This is a genomic window from Streptomyces sp. NPDC048297 (genome assembly GCF_043201585.1).
Taxonomy (GTDB): domain Bacteria; phylum Actinomycetota; class Actinomycetes; order Streptomycetales; family Streptomycetaceae; genus Streptomyces.
In genome coordinates this window covers 186,870-199,967 of the sequence record NZ_JBICZA010000016.1, presented here as the reverse complement: position 1 = coordinate 199,967, position 13,098 = coordinate 186,870, and the positions used below count along the sequence as shown (strand labels likewise).

The 13,098-nt window shown below is 71.5% G+C and carries 7 protein-coding genes and 1 pseudogene; 1 reads left to right on the top strand and 7 read right to left on the bottom strand.

All coding sequences use genetic code 11. From position 1 onward, the window contains the following. Positions 1-515 precede the first annotated feature (515 nt). From ftsH to ACGFYV_RS19810, 6 genes are all read right to left on the bottom strand, one after another. Positions 516-2,453, bottom strand: coding sequence for an ATP-dependent zinc metalloprotease FtsH (ftsH, locus tag ACGFYV_RS19835; RefSeq protein WP_393879690.1), 1,938 nt, complete (start codon positions 2,451-2,453; stop codon positions 516-518). 190 nt (positions 2,454-2,643) lie between these two features. Beyond that, positions 2,644-4,194, bottom strand: coding sequence for a signal recognition particle protein (ffh, locus tag ACGFYV_RS19830; protein WP_393879689.1), 1,551 nt, complete (start codon positions 4,192-4,194; stop codon positions 2,644-2,646). An 82-nt stretch (positions 4,195-4,276) separates the two neighbouring features. Then, positions 4,277-6,727, bottom strand: coding sequence for a [protein-PII] uridylyltransferase (locus tag ACGFYV_RS19825; RefSeq protein ID WP_393879688.1), 2,451 nt, complete (start codon positions 6,725-6,727; stop codon positions 4,277-4,279). Between the two features lie 86 nt (positions 6,728-6,813). After that, entirely contained in the window at positions 6,814-7,152 is a 339-nt protein-coding gene (locus ACGFYV_RS19820; protein ID WP_393879687.1) for a P-II family nitrogen regulator, read from the bottom strand. Further along, positions 7,149-8,492 (bottom strand): ammonium transporter, encoded by a 1,344-nt coding sequence (locus ACGFYV_RS19815; protein WP_393879686.1) that lies wholly within the window; start codon positions 8,490-8,492, stop codon positions 7,149-7,151. The genes ACGFYV_RS19820 and ACGFYV_RS19815 overlap by 4 nt, the downstream gene beginning before the upstream one ends. Before the next feature lie 377 nt (positions 8,493-8,869). Next, positions 8,870-10,348: a hypothetical protein gene (locus ACGFYV_RS19810; protein ID WP_393879685.1), complete on the bottom strand. Its 1,479-nt coding sequence runs from the start codon at positions 10,346-10,348 to the stop codon at positions 8,870-8,872. Between the two features lie 457 nt (positions 10,349-10,805). Between ACGFYV_RS19810 and ACGFYV_RS19805 the strand changes: the two are divergent. Next, a pseudogene (locus tag ACGFYV_RS19805) lies at positions 10,806-11,459 on the top strand (bifunctional DNA primase/polymerase); the annotation flags it as partial. Between the two features lie 219 nt (positions 11,460-11,678). On the opposite strand, the gene ftsY reads toward ACGFYV_RS19805, so the two are convergent. Next, positions 11,679-12,887: a signal recognition particle-docking protein FtsY gene (gene ftsY / locus ACGFYV_RS19800; protein WP_393879684.1), complete on the bottom strand. Its 1,209-nt coding sequence runs from the start codon at positions 12,885-12,887 to the stop codon at positions 11,679-11,681. Between the last annotated feature and the right edge of the window lie 211 nt (positions 12,888-13,098).

Below are 13,098 nucleotides of genomic sequence, written 5' to 3'. Positions count from 1 at the left end.
CGTCAGGAACAAGATCAGCACGCACTCCGGACACCCTGCCGACCAAGATCGTCGAGCACAAGACCCGCAGCGCAACTCATTCTGAAACGATCAGTTAGGGGGTTTGGGCGGGCGGCGATTCGGAGGCGGGGCCCTGTCGGGGGCGCCTTTGGTGGGTGCCTCGAATTGCCGTGGGCGGGTGCGGGGGCGTTGCGGCTTGGCGCGCGGTTCCCCGCGCCCCTTGGGGAGTGCGGCGGGCGGTGATTCGGAGGCGGGGTCTGTTGGTGGCGCCTTTGGTGGGTGCCTCGAATTGCCGTGGGCGGGTGCGGGGGCGTTGTGGCTTGGCGCGCGGTTCCCCGCGCCCCTTAGGGGGTGCCCTCGGGCGGTGATCGGAGGCGCGCCCCTGTCGGGGGCGCCATTTGTAGGGGCCTCGAACTGCCGTGGGCGGGTGCGGGGGCGTTGCGGCTTGGCGCGCGGTTCCTCGCGCCCCTTGGGAGGTGCCCTCGGGCGGTGATGGGAAGGGGGACCTGTTGGGCTCAGAGGTCGGGGGGGTTGGGGTGGCGGGGGATGTTGGCGATTCGGTAGGCGTCGGGTTCTTCTAGGGTTTCGGATTCCAGGAGGGCCGTGGCGAGGGCGTCCAGTTGGTCGCGGTGGTCGCGGAGTTTGCGGCAGGCCTCGTCGTAGCACTCGTCGACGATGCGGCGCATCTCGCTGTCGATCACGTCGAGGGTCCCCGGTGCGGCGGCGAGGCCGTAGGTCTGCTGGGCGTCGTTGGGGAGGGCGGAGAGGCGGCCGACCTCCTCGCTCATGCCCCAGCGGGAGACCATTCCGCGCGCGATGTTGGTGACCTGTTCCAGATCGCTCTCGGAGCCGGTGGTGATGACGTCGTAGACGACGTGCTCAGCCGCCATGCCGCCCAGCGCGCCGATGATCCGGCCGCGCAGGTACTCCTCGGTGTACGCGTACCTGTCCGCGTCCGGGGTGGAGAGAGTGACCCCGAGGGCACGGCCACGCGGGACGATGGTGATCTTGCGCACGGGGTCGGCGCCGGGCTGGAGCATGCCGAGCAGGGCGTGACCGCTCTCGTGGTAGGCGGTGCGCCGGCGTTCCTCCGGAGGCATCACCAGGGGCCGTTCCGCGCCGAGCTGGACCTTCTCCAGGGCGTCGGACATGTCGGACTGGGTCACCGCCCGCTGGTTCCGCTTGACCGCGAGCAGGGCGGCCTCGTTGGCGAGGTTGGCCAGATCCGCGCCGGTCATGCCGGGGGTCGTACGGGCGACGTGGGCGAGGTCGACGTCCTTGGCGAGGGGGATGCCGCGGGTGTGGATCTCCAAAATGGCCTCGCGTCCGCCGCGGTCCGGGGGCGAGACCTGGACGATGCGGTCGAAGCGGCCGGGGCGGGTGAGCGCCGGGTCGAGGATGTCGGCGCGGTTGGTGGCGGCGAGGACGATGACGCCCTCGGAGCCGGAGAAGCCGTCCATCTCGGTGAGGATCTGGTTGAGGGTCTGCTCGCGCTCGTCGTGTCCGCCCATGCCCGAGCCGCCCGCGCGGGCCCGGCCGATGGTGTCGATCTCGTCGATGAAGATGATCGACGGGGCGACCTTGCGTGCCTCCGCGAACAGCTCCCGCACCCGGGAGGCGCCGACGCCGACGATCATCTCGATGAACTCGGACGCGGACGCGGAGAAGAACGGCACCCCCGCCTCACCGGCGACGGCTCGCGCGAGCAGCGTCTTGCCGGTGCCGGGCGGGCCCGCGAGCAGCACCCCGCGGGGCATCTTGGCGCCCATGCGGCGGTAGGCGTCGGGGTTCTTCAGGAAGTCGACGACATCGCTCAGTTCGCCCTCGACCTCGTCGATGCCGGCCACGTCCTCGAAGGTGGTGCGCTTCTCCCCCGGAATCAGCTCCACCGGCTTCGGCGGCGCCTTGCGGCCGAGCATGCCGCCCGCCCCGCCGAGCCCCGCGCTCATCCGGCGCGCGATGAACACCCACACGGCGATCAGCAGCAGCATCGGCGCGAGCGAGATCAGCAGGTTGGACAGGAGGCTGCGGTGCTGGACGACGGGCTGGGCCGTGACGGTGACGTCGTGCTTGGTCAGGTTCGACCAGAGGTCGTCGTTCGCGAAGGACGGCCGCTCGGTGTTGAACTTCGTGTACGTCCCGCCGCCGCCCGGCCTGTTCCGCTCCTTCTTCAGCTGTCCCTGGATCGAGTCGCCCTTGGCGTAGATCTTGGAGACGTTGCCGTCGCCCACCTGCTTGCTGAACTCGGTGTAGGAGATCGTCGGCTCGTTGGCCTGGTCGAAGTAGGACAGCACCAGGTTGGCGAGCAGGAACACCACCAGTGCGGTGACGATCAGCCGCCACCAGCCCCCGCGCAGCTTCCCGCCGCCCGGCGGCTTCGGCGGCTCCTCGGGAGCACCCTCGGTACGCCAGGGCTGGTCGGGGGACGAGCGTGGCGGCGCGGGGTTGGTCATATCGGGACGTTACGACACGCCGTGCCCCTCGGCACCCGCAGAAGCACATGTGGAAACGCCCGCGGAACCGGCTGCGGAAACGCCTGTAGAAGCACGTGCGGAAACGACCGAGGGCGCCCCTCGGAAGGAGGGACGCCCTCGCGGTCGTACGACGTGCGCCCGGCCAGGCGCTCGGCCGGCCCTACCGCACTCAGCCCATGAACTTCTTGAACTCGTCCGGCAGCTCGAAGTCCTCGCCGGCCTGCTGCGGCAGACCGAAGGCGTTCCCGCCCTGCGCGGCCGCCTCGCGGCGCTGGGCCTCCTCCAGCTCCTGCTGCCGGCGCTTCATCGGGTTGCCGGAGCGCTGCTTGCCCTTGGCCTTCTTCGGCTGCCTCTTCTGCCGGCCGGGGCCGCCGCCCATGCCCGGGATGCCGGGCATCCCCGGCATGCCGCCGCCCTGCGCCATGCGGGACATCATCTTGCGGGCCTCGAAGAACCGCTCGACCAGGCTCTTCACGGCGCTGACCTCGACACCCGAACCCTTGGCGATACGGGCGCGGCGGGAGCCGTTGATGATCGTCGGGTCCTGGCGCTCGCCCGGGGTCATCGACTTGATGATCGCGGCGGTGCGGTCGACGTCGCGCTCGTCGATGTTCTGGATCTGGTCCTTGATCTGGCCCATGCCCGGGAGCATGCCGAGCAGCTTGGAGATGGAGCCCATCTTCCTGACCTGCTCCATCTGGGCCAGGAAGTCGTCCAGGGTGAAGTCCTGGCCCTTCTTGGACGCCAGCTTCGAGGCCATCTTGGCGGCCTCTTCCTGGCTGAAGGTCTTCTCCGCCTGCTCGATCAGGGTGAGCAGGTCACCCATGTCGAGGATGCGGGAGGCCATCCGGTCCGGGTGGAACGCGTCGAAGTCGTCCAGCTTCTCGCCGTTCGACGCGAACATGATCGGCTTGCCGGTGATCTGCCGGATCGACAGGGCCGCACCACCGCGGGCGTCACCGTCGAGCTTGGAGAGCACCACGCCGTCGAAGCCGACGCCGTCACGGAAGGCCTCGGCGGTGTTGACGGCGTCCTGACCGATCATCGCGTCGACGACGAACAGGATCTCGTCCGGGGAGACGGCGTCGCGGATGTCCGCGGCCTGCTGCATCATCTCCTGGTCGATGCCGAGGCGGCCGGCGGTGTCCACGATCACGATGTCGTGGACCTTGGACTTCGCGAACTCGATGGAGTCCTTGGCGACCTTGACCGGGTCACCGACGCCGTTGCCCGGCTCGGGCGCGTACACCGCGACGCCGGCGCGCTCGGCGACGACGCTCAGCTGGTTGACGGCGTTCGGGCGCTGGAGGTCGGCGGCGACCAGCAGCGGCGAGTGGCCCTGTTCCTTCAGCCACCGGCCGAGCTTGCCCGCGAGGGTGGTCTTACCGGCACCCTGCAGACCCGCCAGCATGATCACGGTGGGCGGCTGCTTGGCGAAGCGCAGTCGGCGGGTCTCGCCGCCCAGGATGGTCACGAGTTCGTCGTTGACGACCTTCAGGACCTGCTGGGCGGGGTTCAGCGCCTTGGAGACCTCGGCACCGAGCGCGCGCTCCTTGACGTTCTTGATGAACGTGCGCACGACAGGCAGCGCCACGTCCGCCTCGAGGAGCGCGATACGGATCTCGCGTGCGGTGGCGTCGATGTCCGCCTCGGAGAGCCGTCCCTTGCCGCGCAGGTTCTTGAAAGTCGCTGACAGGCGATCGGAGAGAGTGTCGAACACGGCGCTCGCGGTCCTCGGGGTCGGGGATGGCTTGGGGGAATCGCCCTCCAGGGTATCCCGGCGTCGAAGTCACCGGGCCGGGTCATCCCCGCAGGGTTTCCTCCAGGGCCCTGGCCGTCGCGGTCGCGTCCTGTGCCGACAGGGGCGCGCCGGTGCCGGTGGTGACGTAGAACGCGTCCACGGCGTTGGAGCCGAGCGTGCTGACGTGCATGCTCCGCACGCGTACGCCCGCCTTCTCCAGGGCCATGCCGATGCGGTGCAGCAGGCCGGGGGCGTCCTGGGCGCGGACCTCGATGACCGTGGCGTGGTGCGAGGCCGCCGGGGCCACGGTGACCCGGGGCGGCGGGGCCGCCGGGCCGCGCCGGCGCGGGTAGGCCGCGTCGCGTTCGGCGAGCCGGCCCGCGATGTCGAGGGAGCCGTCGAGGGCGCGGACGAGGTCGGCGCGCAGCCGGGTGGCCTGCGGCAGGGAGCCGTACTCGGCCGCGACCCGCCAGTTCAGGAGCAGGACGGAGCCGGTGTCGACGTCCTCGGGCAGGGGCAGGGTGCGCAGCTCGGCCGTGCGGACGGTCAGCCGGTGCACGGCGAGGACACCGGCGACCGCGGGCAGCACGGCGGGCTGGTCCGGTACGGCGATGACCAGTTCGACGCCGAGGGGCGCGCTCTCGTCGCCGTCCTCGCCGTCCGGCGGCGGTTCCGTGCGCGCGCGCAGGGCGAGGACCGGGCCGTCGGTGCGGTGGGCCTCGACGGCGAGGCGCTCGTGCTCGGCGGTGGGAGCGGCGGGCTCGGGTTCGTCGGGTGCGTCTCCGGCGAGGACGGCGGACACCCGTCGTACGAGGTCGGCGACGAGGGAGCCGCGCCAGGTCGACCAGGCGGCGGGGCCGGTGGCGAGGGCGTCGGCCTCGGTGAGGGCGTGCAGGAGTTCCAGGGTGCTCTGGGTGCGGACGGCCTCGGCGACGGAGCGGACGGTGGCGGGGTCGTCCAGGTCGCGTCGGGTGGCCGTCTCGACGAGCAGCAGGTGGTGCCGTACGAGCGTGGCGAGCACGGCCGCGTCCGCGTGGTCGAAGCCGATCCGGGCGGCGACGTCGTGGGTGATGGTCTCGCCGGCCACCGAGTGGTCGCCGGGCCAGCCCTTGCCGATGTCGTGCAGCAGCGCGGCGACGAGGAGCAGGTCGGGGCGGCTGACGTGCCGGGTCAGTTCGGCGGCCCGGACGGCGGTCTCGATCAGGTGCCGGTCGACCGTCCAGACGTGGACGGCGTTGCGCTGCGGACGGCAGCGGACCCGTTCCCAGTCGGGGATGAGGGCGCTGATCAGGCCTTCCGCCTCCAGCGCCTCCCAGACGTCGACGGTCGGGCGGCCGGAGCCGAGCAGGGTGACCAGTTGTTCGCGGGCCTCGGCGGGCCAGGGGGTGGGCAGGGGGCGCGCGGTGGCGGCCAGGTGCCGGACGGCGTACAGGGAGAGCGGGAGTCCGGCCTGCGCGGCGGCGGCCGCGGCGCGCAGCGGGAGCACGGGGTCGCGTTCGGGGCGCGCGGTGCGGGCGAGCACCACCTCGCCGTCCTGCTCCACCACGCCCTCGGCCAGTGGGGACCGCTCGACCGGCTGCCGGCCGCCGCCCAGCATGGCGCGCAGGCGCGGGCGGACGGCGCGCGAGCGCAGCACGCGCCCCACTTCGCGCCAGGTGACGTCACTGGCGTACGAGATCACGCGCGCCGCCTCGTACACCTCGCGCAGCAGGGTGTCGGCGTCCAGCAGGCCCAGTTCGGTCGCGACCTGGTCCTGTTCCTGCAGCGCGAGCCGGTCGGTGGCGCGGCCGGTGGCCAGGTGCAGGGCGTCACGGACGTCGAGGAGGCGCCGGCGGGCGTCGGCGAGTCCCTCGCGCGGGGCGTCGGCCAGCCAGGAGGCCGCCACGGCGCGCAGGGCGGTGGCGTCCCGCAGGCCGCCTCGGGCCTCCTTGAGGTCGGGTTCCAGGAGGTAGCGCAGCTCGCCCTGGCGTTCGGCGCGCTCCGCGCACAGTTCCTGGAGTTCGGGCAGGCGCTTGGGCGCCTGGTTGCGCCAGTCGGCCAGGACGGCCGTGCGCAGTGCGGCGGTGAGGCCGAGGTCGCCGGCGAGGTGGCGGGCGTCGAGGAGGCCGAGCTGGACCTTCAGGTCCTCGCCGGCCGTTCTGCGGGCCTCGGCCAAGGTGCGGACGGAGTGGTCGAGGGCGATGCCGAGGTCCCAGACGGGGTACCAGAGGCGGTCGGCGAGGGCGGCGATCGCGGCGGGGTCGCCGCCGTCGTGCAGCAGCAGGAGGTCGAGGTCGCTGCGCGGGGAGAGTTCGCCGCGGCCGTAGCCGCCGACGGCGACGAGCGAGACGCCCCGGAGCGTGCCCGCCGCGGTCGTGAACAGCGCGGAGAGCCAGTCGTCCGTCAGTTCGGCGAGGGCCGCACGGCGCGGCGGCCCGGACCGCGCCTCCTCGGTGAGGAGGCGCAGCCGGGCCGCCGCGTAGCCGTCGGGCCCCGAGTGATCCGCTTCGTTCGTCACGTCCGTACCCGTCACCCGGCGACTCCTGTCCCTCTGACGTGCTGCCGTGCTGTGCTGCGTGCTGTGTGGTGCTGCGTGGTGCCGTGCTGCGTGCTTCCGGGTCAGAGCGCGTCGGGGCCGCGCTCGCCGGTGCGGACCCGTACGGCCGTCTCGACCGGCACGGACCAGACCTTGCCGTCACCGATCTTGCCGGTGCGGGCGGCCTTGACGATGACCTCGATCACCTGGTCGGCGTCGTCGTCCTCGGCCAGGACCTCGATGCGGATCTTGGGCACGAGATCGACGGTGTACTCGGCACCGCGGTAGACCTCGGTGTGACCCCGCTGCCGTCCGTAGCCGCTGGCCTCGGTGACCGTCAGCCCGTGGACGCCGAAGGCCTGGAGGGCCTCCTTGATCTCGTCGAGCCGGTGCGGCTTCACGACGGCGGTGATGAGCTTCATGCGTCCACCTTCTTGGTCTTCGTGGCGGCCGGGGCCGTGGAGCCGGCGGGGGAGCCGATGACTCCGCCACCCACGCCGCTGAAGTCGTATGCGGTCTCGGCGTGCTCGGCCCGGTCGATGCCGGAGATCTCCTCGTCCTCGGAGACCCGCATCCCGATGGTCTTGTCGAGGAGGAAGGCGAGGACGGCGGAGACGACCAGGGAGTAGGCGAGGACCGCGCCGACGCCGGCGCACTGCTTCCACAGCTGGGTCCAGCTGTGGTCGCCGTAGAAGACACCCGTCGCGGTGGACTGGCCCTTGCCGGTGGCGAGGAAGCCGATGAGCAGGGAGCCGATGATGCCGCCGACCATGTGGACGCCGACGACGTCGAGGGAGTCGTCGTAGCCGAACCTGAACTTCAGGCCGACGGCCGCGGCACAGGCGACACCGGCGACGGCGCCGACGACGATCGCGCCGAGCGGGGAGACCGCGCCGCCGGACGGGGTGATCGCGACGAGGCCGGCGACCGCGCCGGAGGCGGCGCCCAGTGTGGTGAACGCGCCGTGCCGGATCTTCTCGTAGGCGAGCCACGCCAGCATGGCGGCGGCCGTCGCGACCTGCGTGTTGACGAACATCAGCGCGCCGACGCCGTCGTCGTTGCCGAGCCACGAGCCGGCGTTGAAGCCGAACCAGCCGAACCACAGCAGACCGGCACCGAGCATGACCAGCGGAAGGCTGTGCGGGCGCATCGGGTCCTTCTTGAAGCCGACGCGCTTGCCGATGACGAGGATGACACCGAGCGCCGCCGCACCCGCGTTGATGTGGACCGCCGTACCACCCGCGAAGTCGATCACGCCGAGCTTGAAGGCCCAGCCGTCGGCGCCCCAGACCCAGTGGGCGACCGGGACGTAGACGATCGTGGCCCACAGGGCGACGAAGAGCGCCCAGGCCGAGAACTTCACGCGGTCCGCGAGGGCGCCGCTTATCAGGGCCGGCGTGATGACGGCGAACATCATCTGGAAGACCATGAACACGAAGACCGGGATGGTGTAGCCCGGCCACAGCTCGGTCAGCCCGATGTTGCCCAGGCCGAACCAGTCGGAGTTCCAGCCGATGAAGCTGTTGTTCTCACCGAAGGCGAGGGAGAAGCCGTAGAGCACCCACAAGATGGTGACGATGCCGATGCTGATGAAGCTCATCATCAGCATGTTGAGGGTGCTCTTGACGCGGACCATGCCTCCGTAGAAGAAGGCCAGGCCCGGGGTCATGATCAGCACCAGGGCGGAACAGATGAGCATGAAGCCTGTGTTCGCGGAGGACAGCTTGGGTGCCTCCGCGGCAAGCGTGATGGCTGGTGCCATCGGCGTCTCCTCGTCGGTTGGTACGGCCCCGTGCGGGCGGTGCCTGGGCGATCCGGTCGGTGGAGGGGGGGTCCGGTTATGCGCCAGAGACTGGCGCAGCGCCGTTTCGATGGATGCCCCCCGCTGTTTCGCCGGGGTGACGAAGGCGCCCTGCGTGTTACGCGTACATGAACTGCCGGATGCGCGGCACACCGGTCGTTATCGTGCCGCAACCTTCACGGAGGACGGCGCGGCCACGCGCCGAACGGCACGGCAACCACTCGTTGAGGGACCACGACGGCGGGCGAGCACGTCCGCGAGAGCGGCGCCGGTTCAGGCACGAAGAGGGCCCGGCCGTGGCCGGGTTCCGGGGTCCAGGGTCCGGGGGTTCTGCGCGGTCAGACGGCCTCGGCGGTCTCCGGCAGGTCCACGGCGAGCTGGTCGGTGAGGTCGATGACGGCGGCGAGGTCGCCGAAGTCGCGCGCGGCGGTGTCGACCGTCTTGCGGATACGGGTGTTCACCCGCTCGGAACGGACTTTCTTGGCGATCTCCATGGCCCGCGAGGCGTACTGCGCGCTCTGCTCGGGTTCGCGCTGCAGCAGATGCACGGTGGCCTTCCCGATCAGGTTCAGCGCGTACGACCGCTGGTGCTCGCTGTCCTTGGCGAACAGTTCCACCGCCCGCTGCATCAGCGGCTCGGCCAGGGACGCGTAGGCGGGGCTGCGTCCGGCGACGTAGGCGAGGTCGCGGAAGGAATGGGAGTTCTCGCCGTACAGCTCCGCCTCGGAGAAGAAGCGGATCCAGTCGGGGTCCGGCTCGTCCCACTCGTCGACCTCGGCGAAGGTGTCCTCCGCCATACGGACCGCGCGCTTGGTCTTGCCGGGCTGGCCCATGTTGGCGTACGCACGGGCCTCCATCGCATACAGCATGGCCTGGGCGCGCGGGCTCGCGCAGTCGCGGCTGCCGTACTGGGCGAGGTGGATCAGCTCCAGGGCGTCGTCGGGCCGGCCGAGGTGGATCATCTGGCGGCTCATGCTGGAGAGGATGTACGAGCCGAGCGGCTTGTCACCGGCCTCCTTGGAGGCGTGCAGGGCGAGGACGAAGTACTTCTGCGCGGTGGGCTGAAGACCCACGTCGTACGACATCCAGCCCGCGAGTTCGGCGAGTTCGGCGGCGACCTTGAAGAGCTTGCGGGTGGTGGCCTCGGGCTGGGGTTCCTGGAGGAGGTCGGTGACCTCGTGCAGCTGGCCGACGACCGCCTTGCGGCGCAGGCCGCCGCCGCACTGCGCGTCCCACTGGCGGAACATCCGCGTGGTGGACTCCAGCAGGTCCAGTTCCGGCTTGGACAGGCGGCCCGGCCTGCTGGACTCCCGCAGGGGCTCGGGGTCGGGCGGGACCGGCGCGGCGGGGGCCGGCACCAGCCAGCGCTGCATGGGCTCGATGAGGGACGGGCCCGCGGACAGCATCAGCGACGTTCCGAGGAAGCCGCGTCGCGCCAGCATGAGGTCGCTGCGCGAGAACTCGCTGAGCAGGGCGACTGTCTGCGGGCCCGTCCACGGCAGGTCGACTCCGGTGGCGGAGGGTGACTGGCGGGCGGCGCGCAGTCCGAGGTCCTCGATGGAGACGACACAGCCGAAGCGCTCGGAGAACAGCTCGGAGAGGATCCGCGGGATCGGCTCGCGCGGGTTCTCCCCGTCCAGCCAGCGGCGTACGCGCGAGGTGTCGGTGGAGATGTGATTGGCGCCTAACTGGCGGGCTCTGCGGTTCACTTGACGGGCCAGCTCGCCCTTGGACCAGCCGCTGCGCACGAACCACGAGCCGAGCAGCTCGTTGGGGCGCTTGTCAGCGTTCGCCCCGCCACCGCCGTTGCCGCCCACTGGAACGCCCCCATCCCTGAGACCACTTGTCACCGAGTGCGCCAAGCCCTATCAGAATGCCGGTAAACAAGGCCTCCCGTCCGGCGGTTCTCACCCTTCGAACGAGTCGGCGACTTGCCTGGGGCATACCCACGAGCGCATGTGCCTCCAGGCCTCGCACACTCACAGTAATTCTACGATCACCGGTCCAGCCATGGCGATCCCGGAAACGCCACCATTCGCCACCCCTTCGAATGAACTCAGTGTGACCTCCCCGCGATTCACTTGACATAGGACGGCCGAAAGTGGGCGGAGTGATGCGCACAGGGGCGCGCGGACTTCGGCGCACCACCCGTCGTGCCGCAAGGCGCCGCAGTGACCTCACGCGCAGGAGGGAAGTCGGAGCCGTAGCGTCACGTTCCGCTTTCGTCTCGCTCCGTTTCGTAACCACCGGCGCGCTGGACCCGTTGGAGGGGGCATGGGCTTCACGATCGGCGGCATTCGCGAGATCCGCTCCGGCACGCGCCGGCGCGGCCGTTCGTCGGACTGCACCGCCGTCGCCGAGTTCACCGGGCTGTGGGGCTGGGACGTGGTGCCGGGCGCGCGGGCCGCGGCGGGTGCCTGCTCCTGCGGTCGCGCCGACTGCCCGGCGCCGGGCGCGCACCCGCTCGACTTCGCGCCCCAGGTCCCCGCGGGGGCCACGCTCGACGAGGTGACCAAGGCCTGGTCCGAGTACCCGGGCGCCGCCGTGATGCTGCCCGTCGGCCGCGCGTTCGACGTCATCGAGGTCGCCGAGCCGGCCGGGCGCCGCGCCCTGGTCCGGCTGGAGCGCATGGGCCTCCCCCTCGGCCCGGTCGCCGCCACCCCGGACGGCCGCGCCCACTTCCTCGTCGCCCCCGGCGCCGCCGCGGACCTGCCCCGGCTGCTGTACCGCATGGGCTGGGACGACCCGTCCGCCCTGGACCTGCGCGGCCTCGGCCCCGGTACGTACATCACCGCCCCGCCCTCCGACCGGGGCGGCCTCGGCCCGGTGCGCTGGCTGCGCCCACCGGCCCTGGACTCGGCGACCCGGCCACCGGCCGCCCGGCTGCTGCTGGGCACACTGGCGTACGTGGCACACCGGTCACGCGCGTCGCACACCTCACGCACGCCGCGCACGTCGCACACCCCGCGCACGTCGCGCACCCCGCGCACGTCGCGCACCTAACGCACCTGATCCGCCGGCCCCGCCCCGGCGAACCGCCCCCTCCGCGAGAGCGGCGCCGGTCCCGGCGCAGAAAAGCGCGCCCGTCCCCGACTGCACCTCGGGGGCGGGCGCTTCTCGCACGCTGCGGGTAAGTCCACCTGCCGCTCAGTCACCGATGAGCGCGTCCACGAACGCCTCGGGGTCGAACGGCGCCAGGTCGTCCGCACCCTCGCCGAGACCGATCAGCTTGACCGGCACGCCCAGCTCACGCTGGACCGCGACCACGATGCCACCCTTCGCCGTACCGTCCAGCTTGGTCAGCACGATGCCGGTGATGTCCACGACCTCGGCGAACACGCGGGCCTGCACCAGACCGTTCTGGCCGGTGGTGGCGTCCAGGACCAGCAGCACCTCGTCCAGCGGGGCGTGCTTCTCCACGACCCGCTTGACCTTGCCCAGCTCGTCCATGAGACCGGTCTTGGTGTGGAGCCGCCCGGCGGTGTCGATCAGCACCACGTCGACGCCGATCTCCTTGCCCTCCTTCACCGCGTCGAAGGCGACGGAGGCGGGGTCGCCGGCCTCCGGCCCGCGCACGGTGTGGGCGCCGACGCGCTCGCCCCAGGTCTGGAGCTGGTCGGCGGCGGCGGCACGGAAGGTGTCGGCGGCGCCGAGGACGACGGTGCGGCCGTCGGCGACCAGGACGCGGGCGAGCTTGCCGGTGGTGGTGGTCTTGCCGGTGCCGTTGACGCCGACGACCATCACGATGCCGGGCTTGCGGTCCTCGGGCTCGGTCTTCACCGTACGGTCGACGTCGGTGCCCACCAGCTTGAGCAGCTCCTCACGCAGCAGGCCGCGCAGCTCCTCGGGGGTGCGGGTGCCGAGCACCTTGACGCGCTCGCGCAGCCGCTCGACCAGTTCCTGGGTGGGCTGCACACCGACATCGGCGGTGAGCAGCGTGTCCTCGATCTCCTCCCAGGTCTCGTCGTCCAGGTGCTCGCGCGAGAGCAGCGTGAGCAGCCCCTTGCCGAGGGCGTTCTGGGAGCGGGACAGCCGGGCGCGCAGGCGGACGAGCCGGCCCTCGGTGGGCTCCGGGATCTCGAGCTCGGGGACCTCGAGGGCGGTGCCGCCGGGGGGCTCCTCCACGACGACCGCCGGGCCGCCGGGGAGATCCACCTCCTCGATCGTCCGGCGCGGTTCGTCGCGCGGCGTCTCGGCCTCGTCGCCGACGTGCGGCTCGGCCGGGGGCGCGGTGATGTCGGGCGCGGCGGGCGGCGGCGGGGGCAGCGGCTTGCGGCGCCGGCTGCCGACGATGAGCCCGCCGAGCGCGCCGAGCACGACCACGGCGATGACTACAGCAAGGATGATGGTTTCCATAACCCGTCCAGTATCGGCCATGGGGTGCGCCGGAACCCGGGTTGTGCGCGCTTGTGGTTTCCCCCAAAAGACAAAGCCCTCTAGCGTGCCCAAGTCGGACTAAAGTACGATGGAAGGGGCTACGTCGACGCGCGTAGAGTTCCGTTGTCGGTTTGCCAGTTGTCAGTTGATCTATTGCCGGTCGATCAGTTGCCGGTCGATCAGTTGCCCG

Excerpts from the sequence above, each read along its gene's own strand:
- ACGFYV_RS19815 (WP_393879686.1), bottom strand. The coding sequence starts at position 8,492 with ATGGCACCAGCCATCACGCTTGCCGCGGAGGCACCCAAGCTGTCCTCC.
- ftsY (WP_393879684.1), bottom strand. The coding sequence starts at position 12,887 with ATGGAAACCATCATCCTTGCTGTAGTCATCGCCGTGGTCGTGCTCGGC.
- ftsH (WP_393879690.1), bottom strand. The coding sequence starts at position 2,453 with ATGACCAACCCCGCGCCGCCACGCTCGTCCCCCGACCAGCCCTGGCGT.
- ACGFYV_RS19820 (WP_393879687.1), bottom strand. The coding sequence starts at position 7,152 with ATGAAGCTCATCACCGCCGTCGTGAAGCCGCACCGGCTCGACGAGATC.